This is a genomic window from Aliikangiella litoralis, assembly GCF_052495765.1.
Genome location: NZ_CP199292.1, coordinates 3,069,576 through 3,091,546 on the forward strand (window position 1 = coordinate 3,069,576; position 21,971 = coordinate 3,091,546).

Consider the following 21,971-nt stretch of genomic DNA (forward strand, 5'->3'; position numbering starts at 1 on the left):
CTTTGCAAATCCTTTTGGAGCACTTATGAACCAAGATAGTCTTAAAACATACCGTTTTAAAGTTAGTGGCATGACCTGTGATCATTGCGCGAAATCCATCGAAGATAACCTGCGCCATATTGAGGGTGTGCAAGCGAGAGTCTCGTTTGAAACTGAACTAGCGCAAGTCAGTGCGGTAGAAGCGGTTTCGCGTGAACTTTTAGTCACTGCGATTGAAGAAGCGGGATTCAACGTAACCGGTGACGACCAAACAGATTGTTGCTCGGCGGCCAGCGCAGATTCTGATGACAATCAACCGCTACACGTTGCCATAATTGGCAGTGGCTCCGGTGCTTTCGCGGCGGCAATTAAAGCAGCCGAACACGGTGCTAAAGTGACCATCATCGAAGTATCTGATGTCATCGGTGGTTGCTGCGTGAACGTGGGCTGCGTCCCGTCCAAGATCATGATCCGCTCCGCACACTTAGCGCAACATCAGCGACACAATCCCTTTCCCGGGATCGCCGATCATGAACCTGAAATAGACCGCACGTTGTTAGCACAGCAACAGCAATCGCGAGTCGACGAGCTAAGAGCGGCAAAATATGAAAGCATTTTAGCCAGTAACCCTGCGCTAACCTTAGTTAAAGGTTTTGCAACTTTTAAAAATAATAATACGCTAGTCATCACACAGAAAGATGGTTCACAGTCTGAACTCGCCGCCGATAAAATACTCATTGCGACCGGTTCGAAACCCTTTATTCCGCCCATTGAAGGCATTGAGGCTGCGCCTTACTGGACCTCAACTGAGGCGCTATTTGCTGAAGAATTACCTAATCATCTAGTCGTAATTGGTTCATCAGTCGTCGCCGTTGAGCTTGCCCAAGCTTATCAACGCCTCGGCACTCAGGTCACTTTGCTGGCTCGTCATACTTTACTTTATAGCGAAGACCCGGTGTTGGGTGAAAGTTTGCAACAAGCCTTCGAATCGGAAGGAATGACTGTGCTAACCCATACGCAAGCTCAATCAGTGACCTTTGAGAATGAGCAGTTTGAGTTATTACTCAATGACGGTAAATTAACTTGTGATCAGTTGCTCATTGCTGCAGGTCGTGATCCTAATACCGATCAACTGAAACTCGATAACACCACTGTTGAAGTTGACAAACAAGGTGCCGTTATCGTCGATGCTAACCTTAGAGCCAGCCATGAAAATATATTCGCTGCTGGAGACTGTAGCACCATGCCGCAGTTTGTCTATGTGGCGGCGGCGGCAGCCACCCGCGCAGCGATTAATATGACTGGTGGAGACGCAGCGCTCGATTTATCGGCGATGCCAGCGGTTATTTTTACCGATCCGCAAGTCGCTACTGTTGGTTTAACAGAAGATGAAGCGAATGCAAAAGGAATAAAAACCGTCAGTCGGCATTTAGATTTAGAAAATGTCCCTCGCGCCTTGGCCAACTATGAAACACAAGGGTTTGTTAAGCTCGTCGTTAATGAGGACACGCAAGAATTAATCGGCACACAAATCCTGGCAGAAAATGCGGGCGAGATGATCCAGACGGCGGTATTAGCCATTTATAACCAAATGACGATTGATGCTCTAGCGAGTCAACTCTTTCCTTATTTGACGATGGTTGAAGGGATCAAACTATGCGCACAAACCTTTAGCAAGGATGTTAAAGAGCTGTCTTGCTGCGCCGGATAGAATGCGATGGATAAACGGCAACATAGCCTCACGGAAAATGAACCGAATACGGTCCAATTAAGCTGTGAGGAATGTTGTCAAAATATTCCTTACAGCCGAGAATCTGAGGATTATGTTGTTTATTTTTGTGGTCTAGATTGTTATCGAAAATGGCAAGAAAAGACGCAACATTCAGATGATTTGCCCGCTAAAAAAGTGTTCGTTCAAGGCAAATCGGGGCAGCCGTAAAAGAGGTCCATGAAAGTAAAACATTATAAAATTTCCGAACTAGCCGCTGTTACGGGCGTGTCGACTCATACTGTTAGAAATTATGTTCAGGAAAGGTTGTTATGTTGCGTTGGCCATACACCAGGCGGATATGCCTTATACGATCAAGCATGCATAGAACGCCTTCGATTCATTCGAGCCGCCCGAAAAGCAGGTCTACTCATTATCGATATTAAGCCGCTGATTTACGCTTTGAATGATGGAGAGAATGGACTCACAAAAAGTACTGCAAGCGAACTCAAAGTAAAAGTAACAAATTTAAAAAAGCATCTTTCGTTATTTACTGACTTATTGGAACAACAAGCAAAAATTTCCGAATGAGCGATACCGGTTATGGAAAGTTATTCGTCAATTTAACGGTCATTATTATAAATGAAGCTCGCTTCTTCTTCCTGATTAACATTTAAACAAATAGTTACATTCTGCCTTGATTTCTTCTTTGACTCTGGGGATAACCACAGAGTTTATAGTAAGGTTAAATTAGTTGTCTTCAGGAGTATTAAGTATGAATTTTTTGCGCTTTATTGATAAAACCGGAGCGGTTAGCCTCATTGCCGCATCGCTAAGTTGTGCGTCTTGTTTTCCTGCGTTGGCGGCACTCGGCGCTTCTATCGGACTCGGATTTTTAACCCAATATGAAGGCTTTTTTCTCAATACGCTAATCCCCCTGGCAGCATAGATTGTTCTAGCGAGTAATTTAATATCATGGTGGTCACATCGGATTTGGTGGAGAACTCTCATTGCCATTGCAGGGCCCGTTATGGTGCTAGCAACTTTCCATCTATTTTGGACGGACAATTGGAGTACCGATATGTTCTACTTCGCAATTGGTTTGATGCTTGTTGTATCGATTTGGGATGTGATTTCCCCGCCTAAAAAGCGTTGCGAGACATGTGATCTATGAAGAAACTCCAAGAAACTATTCAACACCTCAATCTAATCTTGCCGAAGTTCTCCGAACTAGAAAAACGAGTCTCAAAATACCTCTATATTGAACTCGCCAAAGGCTATCCAGTGCCACTAGCAAAAATAGTAAAACAGCTAGATATACCTGAAGAGCAAGTGAGAAAACTAATAGACACATTAGCTTATGTCGAACAAAACCAGAATGACGAAATCATTGCCTATCGTGGCGTGACTTTGTCGCCGACAAAGCACGCCTTAGTAACAAACAATTCGACGGTCTATACCTGGTGCGCATTCGATACTTTGTTTTTATTGGACTTAATCGACGAGCCGGCGCATATTCATTCGACTTGTGCAGCATGCAATAAAAAGCTGATACTCAAGCCATCGAAGTTAGCTGGCTCTCAGTTTGAAAACAATTCTATGGTGATGTCGCTTTTTGTCCCAGAGCCATCCGCCTACCAAGAGAGTTTACGGGATTCATTTTGTTGCAAAGTTCATTTCTTTTGTAATGAAACTTGCGGCCAGCAATGGTCGTCTCAACAAAGCAATATCGAGCTTTTTAGTGTCGACGACTCTCTGACAATTGCGCAAGAGCGTAATCGTTTTATGCTTGAATGCTAGGACACTCCTTGTCCTAGTTTGTACCATCTCAGTTAGTCAGCTTTCGGCTCGATGATTAAAAAGCCTTGTTTCTCATGGACCAAATCATTTCCGCAGATCCCGTTAAAAAGTTTCTTTAAAAAACTCGGACACTGATGATAACAAAACACGGCCGACGGTTTATCCAAAATCTCAGGGCTCCATAAAAACATTGGCAATTCTGCTAGAAAGTACTGTACGGCGATATGCAACATCTCGTCCGTTGGCATTTGACCTTTCTGAAGTTGATTGCTGAGCACCCATCTGGAACTCGATAAGCAGCCTTCGCGAAAAACTGGGTCGACGTTAAAGCGCTCACAACACCAATTGTATTTTGCTTGAAAGACTGCATTCTGGATCAGGTCCGAATGACAAATCAGCGAGGATGCAAGCTCACTTTCGTCGATATCGAACTGACTCAAAGCGCGATGAATTTTGTTCTTCAAGTATTTACATTGACGTCGCGCTTTTTTGGCTGCTTTTTTCTCTTCATACCCCAATGCCAGCAAGGTATAAACTGTTGGTTCGTCGGGCACATAGAGTTGTACTGAGTCAAACTGCTTTGATGCCCAGCGAAAAATATAGGCGATTTGTTCCTCAGTGAAGTAACTATTAAACGGGCTGATCCCAATGACGGCATGATGACATCCTTGATACACAGACTTACACTGTTCAGCAGCGTAATTAATTCGCATAATTTAAACCTTTCTATTTTCTTAAATACGACGAGACATCACATTAGAAATGCAATGACCGATTAAATTGAATTAAGAAATAATGGTTCGCGGCGGCCGGTAGAGAGACGAGGGAAAGATAACAGGAATTTTATTGACTAAATGAGCGTTCAGCATTTGATGATTAGGTGAGACTTTAATTTCAAGCGAAAGTGCGAAGTAGGCGGTACATTGGAAGCACAAGATACCATCGGATTCACATTGTACTTCATTCGAGGATTGCTCCAAATTATATTCACTATGGCACGTTGGTTTTTTGGGTGGCTGTTGCTCAAGCGTAAGAGATTCATCGAAGATCAGTGTTGAAATAGCCAAGCTCATTGAACTATTGACCATGACGGACAATAGTACAAAAAATATCAGTATTTTTGAGCGAGAATAGCTGACCAATCCTAACACCATTTGGTGATAACCATGGGCGAATTATAACACGTTTAAGTGTTTTTGTCCGTCGCTAGTCAGTGATAAGTGGCCGCTGAGTCGAATGAAATTGTGCCTGGTGTTTGCTTATTTCAATATACTTCAGCGCAGACTTAGGATCACGCCATCCGACGTATTCCATTAAGGACTTTAAGTCCCACTGATTGGCCGATGCCCAAGAGGCAAATCCACGTCTGAGTGAATGAGTAGAGTAGTGATCGGGTGATTCAATGGATGCTTTTTGAAATAGTGATCGCAGTAAAGGAATGATGCTGTTTGGGTGGAGCGCGTCATTGCCCAACCTTCCCCACCGATTGATACGTCGGAACACCGGGCCTTGTTGAATTTGCGCCTTTTCGATCCAATCTTGATAAGCATTCACCGGACATAATTGTGCTAAAGCGGGGGCATGGTAGATTCTGCCGTTCGATTGTCTGTCTCCTTTAGAGCGGGGCAAAAAAAGGGTCAATCCTTCGTTTTGTGTTACATCGATAAATTCGGCCGACAGGCGGCACAATTCGTCACTTCGAAATCCTCGCCAGAATCCTAATAATATGAGTGCTTTGTCCCGATAATTTCGTAATGTACTGGGTGACTGTTCAATTTCATGCTCAAGATACGCCACGATCTGAGACAGTGATTCTAACTGCAAAGGTTTGGCCTGTTTTGCCTGACCAGGATGTAGTTCTCGAATGCCTTTTAAGACTTTTTTCACTAACGGCGACTTGGTGGGATCAGGAAATCCCTGGTCAATGTGCCATTGGGCAAGCGCTGCGGTTCTTTGTTTCAATGTATTAAAAGCCAGGCTCTCTGCATAATTAGCCAAATACTCAGCGATGTTATTGGCGGTCGCCGGCAGAAAACCGCCCCAGGTGACTTCATAGTGTGCCACTGCACTTTGATAACTACGACGGGTGTTGTCGCGAGTTGCGGCTTTGACATACTGATCAATTTTCGCCGAGTTGCTCAATTTTACCGTCCGGAGAGAAGCGCTATTCGTACTAAATTTGGTCGTATTATAGCAGAATAGGGCGCTAACATGCGATAAGCCGCTATTATCAAATATATAAAAACATTTAAATTGACGAGGTCAATCGTATGATTTAGCATGTATATACATATTACGTAATACAGTATTAAATAACCAAGAAGGCACAATGGCTCGCTCCGGAATTACTAAATATGACGTTGTTAAGGCCCGCCAAATACTGATAAGTAAAGGGCTTAACCCCTCAATTGACGCCATTAGAGTTGAATTAGGTAACACGGGTTCTAAGACAACAATTTCTAGATACGTTAAAGAAATAGAGTCCGAAGCAAGTGTACAACTTGAAGATGAAGCCTTACTCAGTACAGGCATTAAAGATCTTATTACCAAACTAGCAGCAAAGCTTCACCAGGAAGCACGTGATATCGTGGCTAAGTCAGAGTCATCACATCAAAATATTCTCGATGAGCTTAAACAAAACAATCAACAATTAGACGAAAAACAGAAGTCTCAATCCATTGAGCTCAAAGAAACAAAAGCTAAAATTACTGAATTGCAAGAGCAATTATCCAAAGCCGAAGAGCAATATGAAAACCTGAAAGTCGCATTTCAAACAGAGCAGGGCGTTAAACAGCAACTCGAAGCGGTAATTTCAGAAAAAGGTAGTCAGATTGATATCTTAAAAGAAAATTATCAACACTCACGAGACGGTCTGGTCCATTACCGAGATTCTGTTATTGAACAACGCGAACGAGAACAACGACAAAACGACCAGCAAATACAACATTTACAATCAGAAATTCGTCAACTTAATCAAACACTAATTGTGAAACAAACGGATATCACACAGCTAAATAAAGATAATAGCCGTCTAGTTACCGAGCTACATGCAGCCCAAAAAGAAAACCACAAACTCGAAGATAAACTAAAAGTATTCAACCAAATCATGGATACCTTAAAAAGCGAGATAAATCAGTCAAAATTTTCTACCGACAGATTACAAAAAGAAAGAGATGAGCTCGTTGAAGTAAAATCTAGATTAAATGAAGAAAAGCTACTACTGACCAAAAACCTTCACGACAATGAACTACTAAACGCCAAGCTCGAAACAGAACTAAACATTCAAAGCACAATGCTCAAAAAATTGGAAACAAAAAGATAGGACTTGCTATTAACATCATGATCACTAGCCTATTATAATGTATAGTCATGTTTAGTTAATCAATGAACAACAAATGGATTAAAGAGTTTATATATGAGAGATATGTGTGAGGGCTGCTCAATTAATTCAATTACCCAAGGTTCAATTTTTAATCATGCCGTTAACGAAGATTATAATGATAAAGATGATCTTGGACTTGTGATTAGCGCGCGCTGTGATGTTGCGAATAAAAAGAGCGAAAAATTTAGTTACTTACCAGTCGTAAACCTTAAAAAATTTGTTTTCTCAGTAGTTGCTCCTAAGTTACTAAGAGAACAAGCCAATAATGAACTAAACAAAATTCAGTCTCTAGTGTTGAACGCTGATGGAGATCCTGAAGTCGTGGAGCTATATGGAATTGAAACTGCAATCAAAACAGTTATTGAGAATGAAAAAAACAAGAATAAAGCTTTAGCGGCTCTAGAAAATATCGACAAAATAGAAAGTCTTCTTAAAATGAACTGGAATGAGCTTGAACAGTTAGGGTTAGATGTAATACCTAACAAATCATTTGAAAAGGAAATTAAGAATCTCTCACAAAATAAGACAGAAGGGTATTTCTTGATAGATCAGGTTAAAGACTTTAATGATAACAATAAGGTTCTTGGGCCGCACGTTGTTTTTCTTAGAGAAATTCATCATATTAAGGCAAGTATCTGTGAAGAACTCAAAACAGGTTTATTACATGACTCTTTCCTTAACGATTCATCAGTAACCAAATCATTACAACTAGAGCAAGAACAGATGTCTTACGTACTATGTAATATTAGATCACCTTACATAGAACTAATCATGCAAAGATTTTCAAATCTTTTTTGCAGAATTGGCGTAAAAGATCCTGATCCGAATTTAGCAAATGAACTAAATAACGTACATGTCTGGGGAATATAAAATGAAATTTATCGCCGTAGATTACTCTTCTGCTAAAAACATAGTAGCTAAACGTAGTTTGCAGAGTACAGAGTATGCTGAGGGTGATTTACTATCTTCAGTTTTAGAGTCGAACTCTGATTCAAAAATATTTATTGATGGTATTCATATTGTACAATGCAAAAATGGTGTTGCCATCATTGGCAATACTCCTGAGTCTGATAACTTTATAGTTATTGATCTAGAGCAGTTCAGTGGATTTTTGGAGAATAGTTCTTCGGATAAATTATCAATTTTCCAAAAAATTTGTAGGCTATCTCTTAAATATTGGGAAAATATACCATTTTCTTCTCGAGAATTTTCTATTTCCAATTCTGATTTCATAGTATTAATACCCAAAAAAGATAGTATAAGTGATGGTGCTCGAGTCGTTATTGACATAAAGCCCGACTGGAATCGCCAAGAAAAAAGGGAAAGCCGTCATTTGCTGGCATTTTACTACGGCACAAATAAAACTGATACAAAGCCATCAACAACAAATTTCAGAAAAGCTATAGAAGAATCAAAGAAAGCAAAAGCTAAGAATACTCAAAAACGAAATGTTGAAGCACCTTTACATGTAGAAAAGTTAGAAACTGAATTCAAACCCATTGACTCTAATACAAGTTTTGATACCTGGAAAAATCTATTAACCGATACTCAATCGAAATTCGTGTTTAGAGAAAACCACGGGCCTGAACGTATTGAGGGAGCTGCGGGAACAGGCAAGACTCTTAGCCTTTCCCTTCGGTGTTGTAATGTACTAAATTCTGCCTACAGCAACAACACTCCACTAAAAGCTGCCTTTTTAACTCACAGCCAAGCGTCTAAGGAGTATATTGAAAACATAATATTTCCGAAGTTACATTGGTATGATAAAAATTCACTAGAACACAAAGTTGAATTAGAAGTTGTAACATTACAAGAGTGGTGTATTCGATCTCTTGGAAACAAAATTGAAGAAACAGAGTTATTAGACAAAGATGCTCAAAACGCTAAAAACTATCAACAAATGCTCATAAGTGACGTAATTACGCATTTTAAGGAGTCGACGTTAACATCTCACGAAAAATTTATTTCGGAAAGTTTATTTGATTTTTTTAGCAGTAAGAGTACAGACATTCAAGTTCAAGCATTACAGTTTGAGATTGCTGAAATAATTAAAGGTAGATCCGCTCAAGATCTTTCTAAATACAAAAAGACAGGAAGTTTAGGTCATGCCGTTCCTTTGAAGAACGAAAATGACTTTGAGTGTCTCTATAGTATTTACTCTAAATATCAAAAAAAACTGGAAACATCTGGATATTTTGATAGTGACGATGTGATATTAAGTGCATTAGGGCAGCTTGATTCACCCATCTGGCGTAGACGAAAGAACAGTGAAGGTTTTGATATACTGTTTGTTGATGAGACACATTTATTCAACTTAAATGAATTGTCAATCATCCACCACCTTCTGAAGGAAGATAACGTATCAAATATCATTTACTCTGTAGACAGAACACAATCCTTAGGAAGCATATCTCTGGAGAATTCTGATCTTGATGGAGTGTTTGGGAATAACAACAGCTCGAATGTTAGTTTACAAACAATTTTTCGGTCATCACCTGATATTATTCGGTTGGCATTTTCCGTTCTTTCATCCGGCTCAACGATTTTTACTAATATGGAAAATCCTCTAGACAGAGTGGAGGATTCTTTCACGCTTGAGGAAGAAAAAAGATCTCAGAAGCCATATCTTATCGGGTTTGATACTGATGATTTAGTAATAGAAAATGTATTCAAAGCTGTTGATAAACTTGCAGTACAGACAATATCGAAGAGAAGTAAAATAATTGTAGTTGCTTCTACTGATTCTATTTTGTCAAAGTTAGAAAGGTTTGCTCGTCATGAAAACAAACCAGCCGAATTTATAAAAAAGCGTGGTGATAAACGTGCTCAAGAGCAAGCAGAGAAGGGCAATAAGTATTTGTTTTCCGGTATTGACTACGTAGGAGGTTTGGAATTCGATGCTGTTGTTATAGTTGGAGCCGATAGAGGACATTTACCTGCCACCGAAGAAAATAACATTGATGCTAAGCATTTCCTGAATCATGCTTCCTATAATAGGATGTATGTTGCGATCACTCGAGCCAAATTTGGGGTGTCTATTCTGTATTGTAAGACAAGAGGTATTAGTAAGATTCTTCAGTTTTCAGTAAACGAGAAGACGATAGATGAGTCATCTCTCTAGAATTGAAAGTTGTTTTAAATGTAAATCGTGAGTCAAGTATATCTGATTACCCTATTGCTATGTCCGATACTGTTTAGTATTGGACATAGGGCGGGTAACACATTATAATCAAGCCAAAGTAAATCAATGAAATCAATTGCATGGCGATTCCCAAACCAACACCTCTATATCCCACATACATCGAGCTGTGTGACATATCGTTATCCAATTACCCGCAACTGGCTCAAATGTTTAAAGACCAACCTGACTGGTGGGCCACTCATTGGAGCTGGGGAAAATCATTCCTAAAATACACTGGTCGCAATAAATCGGAACATACATATACTCGGTTTCGAAATGAAATAGAACGATTTCTCTTATGGTCATTTCTAATCAAAGAAAAGTCAATCGATGATTTTAGAAAAACAGATATTTTGGAATACGCTGATTTTTGCTGGAAACCACCTGTAACATGGATAGGCACATCTAGCTTGGATAGATTCAAACTAGAAAACGGTTTTTTCAAATCAAACAGCAAGTGGCGCCCTTATAAATTACAAGCACCTAAAAGTCAGCAAACAAAAACAATAGATAAAAAAAAATATAGACCATCACAGCAATCCTTAATTTCAACTTTTACTGCGGTAATAGCGTTATATAAGTATTTAATGGGCGAAGAACTGTGTTACGGCAATCCTGCACAAATAGCGAAAAAAGACTGTAGGCATTTTATTAGAGACGCACAAGTAAAAGAAGCAAAGCGTTTAACAGAAGCACAATGGCAATACGTTTTAGATACCGCGGTAAAGATGGCTGACGAAAATCCAATTTATGAGCGAAATTTATTTGTCATCGCTGCTTTAAAAACATTATTTCTAAGAATATCCGAGCTTTCCGAGCGTGAAAACTGGGAACCAGTCATGGGCCATTTTTGGCAGGATGACGATGAAAACTGGTGGCTAAAAGTGTATGGGAAAGGACGTAAACTAAGAGATACAACAGTACCGTTTGATTTTATGCCTTTTCTAGAAAGATATCGACGAGTAAGAGATCTTTCTCCGTTGCCTTATAGTGGCGAAAATACAACGCTGGTTGAAAAAATTCGTGGCCAAGGTGGTATGAGTTCAAGGCACCTAAGAAGGCTCGTTCAAGAAATTTTCGATCACGCTTATAAAAAGATGAGAAAATCTGAAGGTGAAACAAAAGCCATGAAACTAAAAGAAGCATCAACACATTGGTTAAGACACACAGGAGCCAGCATGGAAATTGAACGTGGGCGAGCACTAAAAGATCTCTCTGAAGATTTAGGGCATGCCAGTATGGCAACAACAGACACAGTATATGTTCAGACTGAGAATAAGAAAAGAGCTGAAAGTGGGAAAAAAAGAAAAGTTATATGACTGGATTACACGATAGAAACATTAGTAAGTACACATAGGTAATAAATTTTTTGAGTAATAAATATAATAGCAAAATTGGGATTGGAATGAATTATACCGCAGGTAGTTTGGTTAGACGAAAAGTAGGTGGAGTTGTCGGTGTTCTCATGGCATCGGAGCCAGACGAACAAACAAATAAAGGTTATATGTTGGAAATTGCCTTTGGTTATTTAACTAAATTTGATGCGCAGATAAACAAATCATTTAGTACTCAATGGGCAATTGTCCATTGCAGTCATATAGAAATTATCGGTAGTCAGTAAAGCACCAGTATATTAGGCGAATGCTTACCAATAAAGTGAGCTAAATAATTCAACAAAATCACCGAGTTAGTTTTATTTTGTCGGATGTTTCACCCCAATATAGTCAAACAGCCAGAGTAGGTTTAACTATTTTTAACTCGAATGAATCAGTGCGTGCAGCTCGCTGAGCAGCCAAAAGCTGTGTTGGGCTACCACGACGCGTTAAGTGGTAAGAAATATAAAGTTATTCAAACCACCTCGGCATATAATTTGTGCATAAAAAAGGAAACTAATGGATATTGAGTCGACAACCGATCATACAGCCTGTCTAAAAGTAGCGCTTAGGATTTTGGCTAAATGGCAATGCAGCCAATCACAAATCCAGAAGATTTTAAACAATGAAGATATAGCTAAACACACTGATAATTTCCACGCGCCTTCGAACCCACTTACAGAAGACCAAATCGAAAGGATAAGTCACGTCCTAAACATTCATGCATCACTAGTCAGCTTATTTTCAAATGAAGCGAATATTTATGGTTTTGTGAAATTTGGGAATAGAAATGTTCCATTCAATGGTCGAACTCCTTTGTCTTTAATTGAGAATGGGGAACTAAGTGATCTTCAACGTCTAAACCAAGAGATCGCCAAAATATCACAACTCCATATTTAGTGGGGCTGGCATTACTAACGTTTATTACGAACCTAAATCGCAAGGTAAAGTCTAGACGCATTCTTAATGCAAATGATTATCAAATGCTATTAGTGAATATAGGGTTTTGTTTAGAAATACCCCTGATAGTGAAACTGGATAGACATCAACAGTTAGAAATGAGTTCGATAGGTAGAGAAGGCATGCTTGGAGTCACGTTGATATTAGGAGTAAATGTCGCCACATTGGATGGAATAGTGCAAGGTTCGGGCAGTGCATTGCGTATGACAACAGCACAACTGAAACATCAACTACGCTTGAGTCCCGCTTTGATGCGAACTCTTAAACAATACTTGTATTCATCTATGGTGCAACTTTCACAATCCATTGTCTGCATTCATTTCCATAAGATAGGGCCACGGTTAGCACATTGTTTGTTAAGGATTTATGATCAAGTGCAAGGTGCTCAATTTCATTTTACTCACGAGTTACTCGCGAGTATGCTTGGTGTACGTAGAAGCAGTATTACGGTGGCTGCAGGTTTACTGCAAAAGCAAAAACTTATTCACTACTCCCGTGGCAATATAATCATTCTTAACCGCAAAGGACTCGAAGAGGTATCCTGTTCTTGTTATCCTGAAAGCAAAGTTCATTTTTGATAAATATTTTGATTTTCTGTGACATTAAAAATGTCTTTATGGTTATTTAACAATGCAACTTATCTAGTTTTTTTGCATGAACTAAAAATAAGTTATCGATATTGTTATAAAAGATTATTTGCACAATTTTACTATTAATTATTACTGCATTAGAAATAAATCATATTGCCAAATTAGAAAAAAGAAACTTATTCTAATTCGATTAATGAAAATGAATAGGGTAAATAATTAAAGCCAAATAAAAAATCCCTAACGGATTGATGAGAGTAAATGAGTAGTTATAGCTCGAGAGCTATTACAAATTTTTAAAGTCTAAAAAACTACTTGGTATGTTCGCTAGCGAACTGAAATAAACAAGTTTTAAGTATAAAGTATTAATTGTCCAACTTTGCCATCAGGCGAAAAGACGAAAAAATGGAGACTATAATGAAAACTCAAACAAATTCTACGCAAAATCTGAACAGTGCTAATTCACTTCGTAATAATATCAGTGATGCACGCACTAAATGGGGTAAAATTACTCAAGCAGAATTTACTGAAATGGATGGTTCCAGTAGTAAGCTGACCAAGTTAGTGGAAAGCAGATACAACATTAATAATAAAGACGCAGAAAAGCAAGTACAAGAATTTATAGATTTACACCAGAAGTGAGCTTTAGATATTTACCTATAATATCGAGTTATAAAGTTTTGTACCTGTTTTAAAGTCAAGCGTAAAAAGGTGGTTTTTAGAAATCTGTGTCATTTCCGTAAACTGTTAAAAGCAGAAATGACACATGACTCAAGAATTCGACTTTAATAAAGCTTTAGAGCAACTTCAATCAGGTAAGGCGCTGACAGGAGATAACGGCGTCCTATCTCCCTCATCAAACAGCTAAGGGAAGCTTCCTTAGAAACTGAACTTAAATCTTAAATCACACCATATTCAAAGGATCCGGTTGGGACTGCTTACAAACGTAGTTTGTAACAGGACATTGGACGACCAACAAATAAATAAAATCGTCAATATCTTAACCTATTGATTTTATGTACTTATTTTTTAGAGCTTTCCAATTAAACTATTGAAACTTTCTGCAATCTATAGAATATTCCTAATATTGCAACTTATCCAATTAATGTATTGAAACTGTTATCCAGTAAAGCGACTAATTACCGTTAGGTGGTTAGTACTTGACCATAATATTCCGCACCTATAAAATACTAGTTACTTGAGTAGTTCCGACTCCGAAGAAGATGAGCTTTGAAATGAGGCGAAGCAATAATGCTTCTGCGGTGCAGACCGAAATCTGCTTATAGGAGAATGATGATGGCTAAACGGTCAAAATCCAAAACCTATAAAGTCGGACGCGATGCGATCAATGGACAGTTTATTCCAGTGAATGTAGCGAAGCGACGCAAGAAGACTGCCGTTGTAGAAACCATCAAGCGTTAATACAACTAAGTCGAGATGTCGGGGCGATTTTTACGCCCCGAACTTTTTTAAATTGCTATAGAATGCGCAATTAGTTGTAAAATAAGTTAGAGCTTATAGATGATAAAAAAAGAAATCTAAAGGAATAATTATGAATTTATCAATAGTTACGGAAAAACTAGAGCCACTCACTATCGCTACCAAACAACTTAATACGGCCATCGACTTATTCTTAAGCAATTTGGACTTTCTTTCATCGCTAACGCTTGCTGGGGCAGCGGAAGAAATTTTGGGTAAGTTGCTAGAAAAGGAAGGCAAAGAACCTGTATTACATAGACTCGTTCAGCTTACAGCCATCGAGTACGAAAAAGAGAAGGACGTTTTCAATTTTTATAATAAGTTTCGAAATGCTTATAAACATTTGGATGAAGATTTAGGGTACGTCTCTACAAATTATATGGCTATGATTATGATTGAAAGGGGATGTTGTAACTACAGGTCATTACTAGCTAGCGAAACCAAACAGATAGCTAAATTCAGAGAAAGGGTATTTCCTGATATTACTTATGAAGAAGCAATAAATGGTAAAGTAGGATTTGCTCCACCACAAGAATTACATGAATTTATAAAGACTAACGAAAAGTGAGTACAACACTAGAAAGCCTATGTTAGATAGCTTGCAATTGGCTTTAAGTAAAGTTGATTCACAACCTTTGAGATAACTGTATTTTTGCTCAGAATTTCTGGGTACTCGATTGAAATAGTTTGTTGATCGAGAGAAAGATAGAATGGGCATTGATGTATTAGGACTAAAAGGCGGAAGGAGCCCTATAAAACTAACTCAGTAAATCTAAGTGCTATGATCTTCCGTGGGCAATTTCACTCCAATCAACTCCTGCGAAGCTGAAAATATTTTCTATTGTAGACAAGTCTAATGATGTGCTGTCAAGATACTCTGGATACTGCAATATATACTCGTGGTCAAGAGATTGAAGATAAACTGGGCACAGTACATTATAGGAAGTGTTGAAAGCTGTATACAAAGCATTTTTATATCCTCTTTTGGCATCGAAATTCTTATCTTGGAATAAGTGTCTATAGTAAAATATTGTTAGAAATACACTCCATAAATGAATCTTAAAAAGCTTATTGGTTAATTCGATGGGTAATTTATTTTGAATGGTTTGATAATTTACGTTGATAGTAAAGACAGGAGTTAGAGACGGCCAAGAATCACTTAATCTGTATTAGTTCCGACTTCATCTGACACTTCAGCTTGACTAGAAGAGAGTTACCCGTTTTGATAAAGGTGTCGAATCTTTAAATCAAAACAAAAGGTAACTCTCATGCTACATACTAACAATCCAATTATTAAACACAAGGCAGGTTTATTAAACTTAGCCGAAGAACTCAATAATGTTTCAAGAGCCTGTAAAGTGATGGGCGTATCTCGAGATACATTTTATCGTTATCAAGAGTTAGTTGAAGAAGGTGGAATTGACGCCTTAATCGAAAAGACCAGACGTAAGGCCAATCCTAAAAATAGAGTTGATGAGGCGACAGAACAAGCCGTTGTTGCCTATGCCATTGAACAACCAGCCTTTGGTCAACATAGAACAAGCAATGAGCTGCGTAAACAAGGTGTCTTTGTTTCTGGCAGCGGCGTTCGTTCAATTTGGCTTCGTCATGATCTGGAAAACTTCAAAAAGCGTCTTAAAGCACTTGAGGAAAAGGTCGCTAATGACGGTATCATTTTAAGCGATGCGCAAGTTGCTGCGCTTGAAAAGAAGAAACATGATGACGAAGCTTGTGGTGAGATAGAAACCGCTCACCCAGGCTACTTAGGCTCTCAGGATACGTTTTATGTGGGTAACCTCAAAGGCGTTGGCCGAATTTATCAGCAGACCTTTATTGACACCTACAGCAAAGTTGCTTTTGCAAAGCTCTACACAACCAAAACGCCAATCACCGCCGCAGATATATTAAATGACAAAGTATTACCCTACTTTAATCAAAATGAATTGCCAATGTTGCGCATTTTAACTGACCGTGGAACTGAGTACTGTGGTCGCGTAGAGCATCATGATTATCAGCTTTACTTGGCGATCAATGATATTGACCATACCAAAACGAAAGCGATGTCACCACAAACGAACGGGATCTGCGAGCGCTTTCACAAGACGATATTGAATGAGTTTTACCAGATCACCTTTAGGAAAAAGCTGTACTCATCGATGGAAGATTTGCAAAAAGATCTGGACGTTTGGATGGAATACTATAACAATGACCGAACTCATCAAGGAAAAATGTGCTGTGGCAGAACGCCAAAAGAAACTTTACTTGATGGTAAATTGATTTGGGCTGAAAAGAATTTAGCTCAAATCTAAACTGACAGATACCGTTGGAAAAACGGGTAACTGTCAGATCAAGTCTGAGCTACTACACTTAATCTATTTGTAATTAGATCTGAAATGGTTCCGTAATTAAAACTCCTAGGTGAAACATACTGAAAGATTTGCTTAACTTCTCTAGGAATATAACGAATCCAAAGTTCAAAGGAATCACAGTAATGGCAGGGCTTTTTACTAAAACAGTCGCCAATTTTGTGCTTCATTTTCTTTTTTAATGCCTTAATTATTTTTTCGGTAATTTCTATAAAGCATTGAATTACTGTATGGTGTCTTATTAGATCGTTTGCATGAAGCGGCCAATTGTACTCGGCTATATACTCGTAAGATTTCAATGCAGGAGATGTAATTGAGAGGTAGCCAAGTTTGTTCTTTTCCTTTTCATTATTTTTATAGATTACGTGAGGATAAAACCAAGAATTATTGTTTATAAAACCGTTTTCAATCCTATTGTCTCTAGTTCTATATTCGACATATGGATATCTATATCGATCAATCTCTTCGAGCTGTGAAGAAAAGCCAAAAATACTAAAGTCATTTTCAGCTCGTTTCTTCATTGCTCTAGATAAATTTCCAGTGCAACCACAACTCTTACAAAAATTGTTTAAAAGTTTAGTGATTCTAGATAGAGGTTGACCACATTCTTCACAAGAATTAGTTAGCCTTATATGGTGAACTGGACATTTTTTAATCCAAGGCAACTCAAATAGCATACTGTGAAAATACGCTTCGGTACATTTTTGACAGTGCCGTGTTGGACCGTACCCATAGAGGATTTTTCGGTGGTCACTTTTAGATGCACAGCTACTAAAAAGTACGTTCTCAATTTTGCTTACCTTATTAGCCATTTCATACATGTCAAAAAATTCGTTTCCTTTATCAGTTTGCGGATAACTGGACCTTGATTTTTCAAGTCTGATTAATGATTCTTTTAGATCGCTTCGTGACTTTATAACTCCTGAGTTGGCTATTAGATATCGACGAAATTTAGAATATGGACTTTCGCCAGGAATTTTAAGTAGTATACCGGTATTCATATAAGGTTATGCTGCGACAACCAGATTTGAATGTAAGCCTGATGCATCAATACTTGCAGTTATCATTTCTTCGACAGCCTCTGGGTCGGATATATCGAATTTTGGTAAATAATCAACCAAAAGAATCCTAATCGCGGCAATAAAATACTGCATAGCCCAGGATTCTAGTTTTAGTGGACGCTTATAATCACTCTCAAAAATACTCCAAATAGTTTTAGCAAGACTTACTAGACGCCAGCCCTTTTCATAATCGCTTGAAAGATAGTATTTAGTAAACATTTTATCGAACTCTTTAAGACAATGCTACACATCAGTTCTTCTACTAATGCCACTAAAGTCGAAAACATGTGTGAAAAAACGTCCACGTATTAACTCATATTGATCTTGGCTGATAGTTTCTAAAAGAGGTTGAGAAGATCCCAAATTACCGACAAAGAAAACGCTCATATTGAGTTTTGCTATTGACAGGTTGTCATAAAGCTCTGCAAATGCATTAATTTGGTTAACTTTCAGCCTTTGCATTTCATCGACTATTAGTACGACTTGCTTGGTGCTATTTTGTATAGCTTGTTCTCCAAAATAGTGAGTCAAATAATTTGCCATATCGTCCGCATTAGTTCGATGTTTAATCGGTATGTCTAATGCGAAACACAGGTTTCTAAAGATACTGGCAACTGTACTAACGTCTTTTTGCGAAATTGTGATTCTATTGGTTGGTATTTTTTCTCCTTTACGATTTTCTAGCCTATTAGAAATATACTCGATAGCTCTTGTTTTACCAGTTCTGTATTTGCCCAAAACCAGTCCACCAGTTAAGCCTGTTCTGAGCCAATGATGAAGCTGTTTTTCTAGCTTATCTAGCATCGGCGTATGGATAAAAAGCTCGCTCGGATTAAAAATTATTTCTGGATCTAACTTTGACATTTCACCTCCGGTTAGCAGGCATATATTGAAGTTCGGGGTTCCATGCTGGAATTTTTGTTCGTAATCTTTTTGAATTGGCTTCTGAACTTTTAACTCGCAGAACATCATTTGATGCAGGTTTTTCTTTATCAATATTTACTGTTACACCTCCATATTCCCTTGATACTCGTATCAGTTCCGTGGCTACTTTTGGTAAGTGTTTCTTATTAAGTAAATAATTAAAGTAACCAGATAGTAAGTCGCGCCCGAGCATTCTTTTTCTTCTTGTAAGCTTTATGATAGCTAGTCGTGTTCGAATGCCATGGCGATACTGCTGCCATGTCCGAGGAGCAACAACAGTCCCAAGCCTTTTTCCATCAGTACTTAAAACTCTTAATTTACGGATATCAGATTCATCGAATTCAATGACTACTTTCTTTCTTAGATACTCATTAGCTGTTAAGCAGTCTCCGGTATAACGTAAGTAAAGAAAGTTTATGTGTGGTCGACGGTTCTCTGACTTAATCCATTTTACACTCACAACTTCTTGTCTATAATGAGTACCTGATAAATCATCAAGTAGACTAAACCCATGATTTAAGTAGTGAACAATGTAACACTGAGTCAAATATTGTATTGGGCTTAAGCCACCCAATCGATTTTGTGGTTTTATGTTGTGGCCGGTAATAAGCACACTTATCACTTCCTCTAGAGCATCAAGGGTAAGGATCGGAATTTTGTCTCTTCTCGCATTTCTTTCTTTAATTGGTGAGTGAGGTCCTGATCCAGTTGTCGATTCGAACCGGTGCATCTCCTTGCTTAGTACCGCGATGCCATATTCAATGTAATTCCTTCCTTTTGGCTGTTTAGGTAGTCCAAAATTCAAAGTCGCATTTAGTTTGTTACAAACTAACTCGCGTATGCTGTGTGCTAGATGACATAGCGCATTGTCCATGCGCACCATGTTGATGTTCAGGGCTCTGAAGTTTTCTCCAAGACTGGACGGTAAGCAAGCCCCGTCAGCGTATTTAAGTCCTGGTGTTTTTAAATTCTTTGGTTTCCATTCCTTGTAGATACCAATTAGGGCGTCAGTTACGTCTTGTTGATTGGGGTGTTGAGTGAAGCATAGCTGATAAGAGAGATTACAATCTGTCGATACATCCTTAACTAGATAAAGACTTAGTCGAGAAATCCTTAGTGGTTGAAGAACACCATCCACATCGATATGAATACTGCAATTAACGTCTAGTATCTGAGCGTCGATTTGTATTTCATCGAAGGGGAGTTTATTAGTTATTTTAGAAACTATTGTTCGCTTTGGCGATTTCGCTTTAATTTTAAGCTCGGCAATTCTTTTATGAAAATATTTTCTGCATGACTCATATGCAAGTTGAACTTGATCAAAAGGGTATTGAGCATGAGGCCAATTATGATCGCGCAGTATTTTAAAAATTCTTTATGAAACACTTGAGGTGTAATGTTCTGCGAGTAAGACTTATGGCTTAAGTCAGCTATTAACATTTTATCTAACTGCTCTTCGAGCCCTGGAACAGTCTTTAAGAGTAAATTAAATGATCCTCGGCATCCTCTCGTTTTGTCGCACCGACTTAATGGTGTATTACGTAGAGATGCTTTTCTCAGTGCTCCAGGAATCAAGGCTGTTGTTAACTCAGGAGGTTCGTATTCGTTACCTCCGAGCGCTCGGTTAAGTAGATAATTGATTAATGGCTCTGATACCTGATATTTTTTAGCTACCACTGTTAGAGACTTTCCGTTTAAAACAGAAGCTATTATTTCACGGTTTCGGGCATAGTTACGACTTTTATTCTTCGATAGAATTTGAGGGTCAATATAAGGCCAATTGTTGAAATCTCGATACTCTTCTGATTTTTCTAGTCTTTGTCTCCAGCTTAGCTGCATAGTCTCACCACTGTAGAATAACCTAAGCGCACCTTTTCCAATTCAAGCTTAATGAATCCTTTGTGAGCGAGTCTGAATAAGCCGACTTCGACTGTGCTTTGCCCCAAACGATCCCCCTTACAAACAATATCTTCTAGCTCACATTCATTAACCTCAAATAGCGTGTCCATTATTTGAAGTTCTTGATCATGGGAATCGATATCAATAGCAGAATTTAAAGTTCGAATAATCTTTAGCCAGTTTAATGCAAGCTGTTCTCTATCGAGAATTGATTCGTTAGAGATTACTTTGAAAGTGATGTTTTCTAGTGCGCAAAATTTTTCCTTCGGAATTCTTGTATCGTCAGGAAGCTCTCCGCCAGGTTTAAGCTCGATGATAAATCGTTCACCATTTTTAACGTAATAACAATCTGGTGGGTAACGGCGCTTACCTATTCGAAACAGGAATGGTTGGGGGACGAAGGATTTAACTTCATTATCGGACTCTAAAAGGGCGGCATGAAGTAGCTCAGCGTATGAGTGAAATATTCCAATATGCGGGAACTTGATGAACTTTTGTTGATAACAATCAGCTTTCCGCAACAATTTACGAGCTGATAACTGTTGTGTAGGAATCAGGTTATCAGTCTTTGCAGAAACATCGCATATATTCAATGAACTTAGTTTATGGACATTTTCCATTATTGTTGCCACCTCTCAACTGGTTAATATATAACCTATAATGTCAAAGTGTGCTATAAATAACATGAAAGTTTGTTATCGATAACAAATTTTCATTCTTCCCAAAGCTGAGTGCGCTATGGATTTATTTTCAGTTAATTCAAGAGGTTACAAACCACATGTGGTTAAGGAGCTACTTGGATTAAGTAATGAAAAGTTTAGAAACTGGAGAAAAATCTTAGATCCAGTGTCGGCAAGGACTCATTTTCCGGCGGATGTGATGTTTGCCTATCGAATTTTACAAGCTCTTATGGAGGATTACAGGTTCAAACCCTCCGAGCTCAAAGCCTTAAATTCAGATGCGATATTTGAGTTTTGCTTATCGACTCACATTGTGGAAGCAGCACATTACTACGTTCTAATCTCAAAGCGTACAAACGACTTAAAAATACTTCACGAACGAGTGAGGTTCGATATTCAAGACAGAAAGCTAGATCACATGTACTTAAAAGATATTGTTGAAGAGCACTGTAATGCCTATTTGGCTATGGGAGGTCAACAAATAAGCTCAAATCTAGTAACTTTTAAGCCAATTCATTGAGTTATTGAGAGTTCCTCTATTTTCCTCTATTCTCTCTAGAAGTAATCGATGACGGTGGAATTAGTTGAGGGC

The 21,971-nt window shown here is 38.5% G+C and carries 26 protein-coding genes; 16 read left to right on the forward strand and 10 right to left on the reverse strand.

Annotated elements, in window-relative coordinates:
* Window positions 1–25: 25 nt before the first annotated feature.
* From merA to ACT5E3_RS12585, 3 genes are read left to right on the forward strand one after another with little or no spacing between them, the layout of a single operon-like run.
* Window positions 26–1,690, forward strand: a complete 1,665-nt coding sequence (gene merA / locus ACT5E3_RS12575; protein ID WP_444993886.1) for a mercury(II) reductase — start codon at window positions 26–28, stop codon at window positions 1,688–1,690.
* A gap of 6 nt (window positions 1,691–1,696) precedes the next feature.
* A complete protein-coding gene (locus ACT5E3_RS12580; RefSeq protein ID WP_444993887.1) occupies window positions 1,697–1,918 on the forward strand; it encodes a DUF3330 domain-containing protein in 222 nt (73 codons plus the stop codon).
* Between the two features lie 9 nt (window positions 1,919–1,927).
* Window positions 1,928–2,278, forward strand: coding sequence for a MerR family transcriptional regulator (locus tag ACT5E3_RS12585; protein ID WP_444993888.1), 351 nt, complete (start codon window positions 1,928–1,930; stop codon window positions 2,276–2,278).
* Window positions 2,279–2,437: 159 nt separating this feature from the next.
* On the opposite strand, the gene ACT5E3_RS12590 is transcribed toward ACT5E3_RS12585, so the two are convergent.
* Window positions 2,438–2,755, reverse strand: coding sequence for a hypothetical protein (locus ACT5E3_RS12590; RefSeq protein ID WP_444993889.1), 318 nt, complete (start codon window positions 2,753–2,755; stop codon window positions 2,438–2,440).
* Between ACT5E3_RS12590 and ACT5E3_RS12595 the strand changes: the two genes are divergently transcribed.
* Window positions 2,697–2,861 carry a hypothetical protein gene (locus tag ACT5E3_RS12595; protein WP_444998602.1) on the forward strand — a complete coding sequence of 55 codons (165 nt, stop codon included), beginning with the start codon at window positions 2,697–2,699 and terminating at the stop codon, window positions 2,859–2,861. The genes ACT5E3_RS12590 and ACT5E3_RS12595 overlap by 59 nt on opposite strands.
* The gene (gene merB, locus ACT5E3_RS12600; RefSeq protein ID WP_444993890.1) at window positions 2,858–3,487 is read left to right on the forward strand and encodes an organomercurial lyase; all 630 of its coding nucleotides are present in this window, start codon (window positions 2,858–2,860) and stop codon (window positions 3,485–3,487) included. The genes ACT5E3_RS12595 and merB overlap by 4 nt, the downstream gene beginning before the upstream one ends.
* Before the next feature lie 32 nt (window positions 3,488–3,519).
* Here merB and ACT5E3_RS12605 read toward each other — a convergent pair whose 3' ends face one another.
* The 3 genes from ACT5E3_RS12605 to ACT5E3_RS12615 all read right to left on the reverse strand — a co-directional run bounded on the left by ACT5E3_RS12605 (window position 3,520) and on the right by ACT5E3_RS12615 (window position 5,629).
* Window positions 3,520–4,200 carry a tRNA-dependent cyclodipeptide synthase gene (locus ACT5E3_RS12605; RefSeq protein ID WP_444993891.1) on the reverse strand — a complete coding sequence of 227 codons (681 nt, stop codon included), beginning with the start codon at window positions 4,198–4,200 and terminating at the stop codon, window positions 3,520–3,522.
* Window positions 4,201–4,272: 72 nt separating this feature from the next.
* Entirely contained in the window at window positions 4,273–4,641 is a 369-nt protein-coding gene (locus ACT5E3_RS12610; protein ID WP_444993892.1) for a hypothetical protein, read from the reverse strand.
* Window positions 4,642–4,693: 52 nt separating this feature from the next.
* Window positions 4,694–5,629, reverse strand: coding sequence for a site-specific integrase (locus ACT5E3_RS12615; RefSeq protein ID WP_444993893.1), 936 nt, complete (start codon window positions 5,627–5,629; stop codon window positions 4,694–4,696).
* Between the two features lie 187 nt (window positions 5,630–5,816).
* Here ACT5E3_RS12615 and ACT5E3_RS12620 point away from each other — a divergent pair, with 187 nt between their 5' ends.
* The 10 genes from ACT5E3_RS12620 to ACT5E3_RS12665 all read left to right on the forward strand — a co-directional run bounded on the left by ACT5E3_RS12620 (window position 5,817) and on the right by ACT5E3_RS12665 (window position 16,758).
* Window positions 5,817–6,809: a DNA-binding protein gene (locus ACT5E3_RS12620; protein ID WP_444993894.1), complete on the forward strand. Its 993-nt coding sequence runs from the start codon at window positions 5,817–5,819 to the stop codon at window positions 6,807–6,809.
* Window positions 6,810–6,902: 93 nt separating this feature from the next.
* Entirely contained in the window at window positions 6,903–7,739 is an 837-nt protein-coding gene (locus ACT5E3_RS12625; RefSeq protein WP_444993895.1) for a hypothetical protein, read from the forward strand.
* A gap of 1 nt (window position 7,740) precedes the next feature.
* Window positions 7,741–9,990 (forward strand): UvrD-helicase domain-containing protein, encoded by a 2,250-nt coding sequence (locus ACT5E3_RS12630; protein ID WP_444993896.1) that lies wholly within the window; start codon window positions 7,741–7,743, stop codon window positions 9,988–9,990.
* A gap of 227 nt (window positions 9,991–10,217) precedes the next feature.
* Window positions 10,218–11,369, forward strand: coding sequence for a tyrosine-type recombinase/integrase (locus ACT5E3_RS12635; protein WP_444993897.1), 1,152 nt, complete (start codon window positions 10,218–10,220; stop codon window positions 11,367–11,369).
* A gap of 50 nt (window positions 11,370–11,419) precedes the next feature.
* Window positions 11,420–11,671, forward strand: coding sequence for a hypothetical protein (locus ACT5E3_RS12640; RefSeq protein ID WP_444993898.1), 252 nt, complete (start codon window positions 11,420–11,422; stop codon window positions 11,669–11,671).
* Window positions 11,672–11,942: 271 nt separating this feature from the next.
* The gene (locus tag ACT5E3_RS12645; RefSeq protein WP_444993899.1) at window positions 11,943–12,323 is read left to right on the forward strand and encodes a hypothetical protein; all 381 of its coding nucleotides are present in this window, start codon (window positions 11,943–11,945) and stop codon (window positions 12,321–12,323) included.
* 128 nt (window positions 12,324–12,451) lie between these two features.
* Window positions 12,452–12,961: a Crp/Fnr family transcriptional regulator gene (locus tag ACT5E3_RS12650; RefSeq protein WP_444993900.1), complete on the forward strand. Its 510-nt coding sequence runs from the start codon at window positions 12,452–12,454 to the stop codon at window positions 12,959–12,961.
* A gap of 426 nt (window positions 12,962–13,387) precedes the next feature.
* Window positions 13,388–13,612: a hypothetical protein gene (locus ACT5E3_RS12655; protein WP_444993901.1), complete on the forward strand. Its 225-nt coding sequence runs from the start codon at window positions 13,388–13,390 to the stop codon at window positions 13,610–13,612.
* A 910-nt stretch (window positions 13,613–14,522) separates the two neighbouring features.
* Window positions 14,523–15,017 carry a hypothetical protein gene (locus ACT5E3_RS12660; RefSeq protein WP_444993902.1) on the forward strand — a complete coding sequence of 165 codons (495 nt, stop codon included), beginning with the start codon at window positions 14,523–14,525 and terminating at the stop codon, window positions 15,015–15,017.
* A gap of 700 nt (window positions 15,018–15,717) precedes the next feature.
* Window positions 15,718–16,758, forward strand: coding sequence for an IS481 family transposase (locus tag ACT5E3_RS12665; RefSeq protein WP_444993903.1), 1,041 nt, complete (start codon window positions 15,718–15,720; stop codon window positions 16,756–16,758).
* Between the two features lie 38 nt (window positions 16,759–16,796).
* On the opposite strand, the gene ACT5E3_RS12670 is transcribed toward ACT5E3_RS12665, so the two are convergent.
* From ACT5E3_RS12670 to ACT5E3_RS12695, 6 genes are all read right to left on the reverse strand, one after another.
* Window positions 16,797–17,816 carry a hypothetical protein gene (locus tag ACT5E3_RS12670; protein WP_444993904.1) on the reverse strand — a complete coding sequence of 340 codons (1,020 nt, stop codon included), beginning with the start codon at window positions 17,814–17,816 and terminating at the stop codon, window positions 16,797–16,799.
* Between the two features lie 6 nt (window positions 17,817–17,822).
* Window positions 17,823–18,095 (reverse strand): hypothetical protein, encoded by a 273-nt coding sequence (locus ACT5E3_RS12675; protein ID WP_444993905.1) that lies wholly within the window; start codon window positions 18,093–18,095, stop codon window positions 17,823–17,825.
* A gap of 24 nt (window positions 18,096–18,119) precedes the next feature.
* Window positions 18,120–18,740 carry an ATP-binding protein gene (locus tag ACT5E3_RS12680; RefSeq protein ID WP_444993906.1) on the reverse strand — a complete coding sequence of 207 codons (621 nt, stop codon included), beginning with the start codon at window positions 18,738–18,740 and terminating at the stop codon, window positions 18,120–18,122.
* Window position 18,741: 1 nt separating this feature from the next.
* Window positions 18,742–19,530, reverse strand: a complete 789-nt coding sequence (locus ACT5E3_RS12685; RefSeq protein ID WP_444993907.1) for a Mu transposase C-terminal domain-containing protein — start codon at window positions 19,528–19,530, stop codon at window positions 18,742–18,744.
* 494 nt (window positions 19,531–20,024) lie between these two features.
* Window positions 20,025–20,639 carry a hypothetical protein gene (locus tag ACT5E3_RS12690; RefSeq protein ID WP_444993908.1) on the reverse strand — a complete coding sequence of 205 codons (615 nt, stop codon included), beginning with the start codon at window positions 20,637–20,639 and terminating at the stop codon, window positions 20,025–20,027.
* Window positions 20,630–21,319 carry a hypothetical protein gene (locus ACT5E3_RS12695; RefSeq protein WP_444993909.1) on the reverse strand — a complete coding sequence of 230 codons (690 nt, stop codon included), beginning with the start codon at window positions 21,317–21,319 and terminating at the stop codon, window positions 20,630–20,632. Before ACT5E3_RS12695 ends, ACT5E3_RS12690 begins: the two co-directional genes overlap by 10 nt.
* Window positions 21,320–21,437: 118 nt before the next feature.
* Here ACT5E3_RS12695 and ACT5E3_RS12700 point away from each other — a divergent pair, with 118 nt between their 5' ends.
* Window positions 21,438–21,899, forward strand: coding sequence for a hypothetical protein (locus tag ACT5E3_RS12700; RefSeq protein ID WP_444993910.1), 462 nt, complete (start codon window positions 21,438–21,440; stop codon window positions 21,897–21,899).
* The last annotated feature ends 72 nt before the right edge of the window (window positions 21,900–21,971 follow it).

Excerpts from the sequence above, each read along its gene's own strand:
- ACT5E3_RS12675 (WP_444993905.1), bottom strand. The coding sequence starts at position 18,095 with ATGTTTACTAAATACTATCTTTCAAGCGATTATGAAAAGGGCTGGCGT.
- ACT5E3_RS12585 (WP_444993888.1), top strand. The coding sequence starts at position 1,928 with ATGAAAGTAAAACATTATAAAATTTCCGAACTAGCCGCTGTTACGGGC.
- ACT5E3_RS12630 (WP_444993896.1), top strand. The coding sequence starts at position 7,741 with ATGAAATTTATCGCCGTAGATTACTCTTCTGCTAAAAACATAGTAGCT.
- ACT5E3_RS12680 (WP_444993906.1), bottom strand. The coding sequence starts at position 18,740 with ATGTCAAAGTTAGATCCAGAAATAATTTTTAATCCGAGCGAGCTTTTT.
- ACT5E3_RS12580 (WP_444993887.1), top strand. The coding sequence starts at position 1,697 with ATGGATAAACGGCAACATAGCCTCACGGAAAATGAACCGAATACGGTC.
- ACT5E3_RS12610 (WP_444993892.1), bottom strand. The coding sequence starts at position 4,641 with ATGGTGTTAGGATTGGTCAGCTATTCTCGCTCAAAAATACTGATATTT.
- ACT5E3_RS12690 (WP_444993908.1), bottom strand. The coding sequence starts at position 20,639 with ATGCAGCTAAGCTGGAGACAAAGACTAGAAAAATCAGAAGAGTATCGA.
- ACT5E3_RS12605 (WP_444993891.1), bottom strand. The coding sequence starts at position 4,200 with ATGCGAATTAATTACGCTGCTGAACAGTGTAAGTCTGTGTATCAAGGA.
- ACT5E3_RS12695 (WP_444993909.1), bottom strand. The coding sequence starts at position 21,319 with ATGGAAAATGTCCATAAACTAAGTTCATTGAATATATGCGATGTTTCT.
- merB (WP_444993890.1), top strand. The coding sequence starts at position 2,858 with ATGAAGAAACTCCAAGAAACTATTCAACACCTCAATCTAATCTTGCCG.
- ACT5E3_RS12635 (WP_444993897.1), top strand. The coding sequence starts at position 10,218 with ATGTTTAAAGACCAACCTGACTGGTGGGCCACTCATTGGAGCTGGGGA.
- ACT5E3_RS12670 (WP_444993904.1), bottom strand. The coding sequence starts at position 17,816 with ATGAATACCGGTATACTACTTAAAATTCCTGGCGAAAGTCCATATTCT.
- ACT5E3_RS12660 (WP_444993902.1), top strand. The coding sequence starts at position 14,523 with ATGAATTTATCAATAGTTACGGAAAAACTAGAGCCACTCACTATCGCT.
- ACT5E3_RS12655 (WP_444993901.1), top strand. The coding sequence starts at position 13,388 with ATGAAAACTCAAACAAATTCTACGCAAAATCTGAACAGTGCTAATTCA.
- merA (WP_444993886.1), top strand. The coding sequence starts at position 26 with ATGAACCAAGATAGTCTTAAAACATACCGTTTTAAAGTTAGTGGCATG.
- ACT5E3_RS12665 (WP_444993903.1), top strand. The coding sequence starts at position 15,718 with ATGCTACATACTAACAATCCAATTATTAAACACAAGGCAGGTTTATTA.
- ACT5E3_RS12620 (WP_444993894.1), top strand. The coding sequence starts at position 5,817 with ATGGCTCGCTCCGGAATTACTAAATATGACGTTGTTAAGGCCCGCCAA.
- ACT5E3_RS12685 (WP_444993907.1), bottom strand. The coding sequence starts at position 19,530 with ATGCACCGGTTCGAATCGACAACTGGATCAGGACCTCACTCACCAATT.
- ACT5E3_RS12625 (WP_444993895.1), top strand. The coding sequence starts at position 6,903 with ATGAGAGATATGTGTGAGGGCTGCTCAATTAATTCAATTACCCAAGGT.
- ACT5E3_RS12645 (WP_444993899.1), top strand. The coding sequence starts at position 11,943 with ATGGATATTGAGTCGACAACCGATCATACAGCCTGTCTAAAAGTAGCG.
- ACT5E3_RS12700 (WP_444993910.1), top strand. The coding sequence starts at position 21,438 with ATGGATTTATTTTCAGTTAATTCAAGAGGTTACAAACCACATGTGGTT.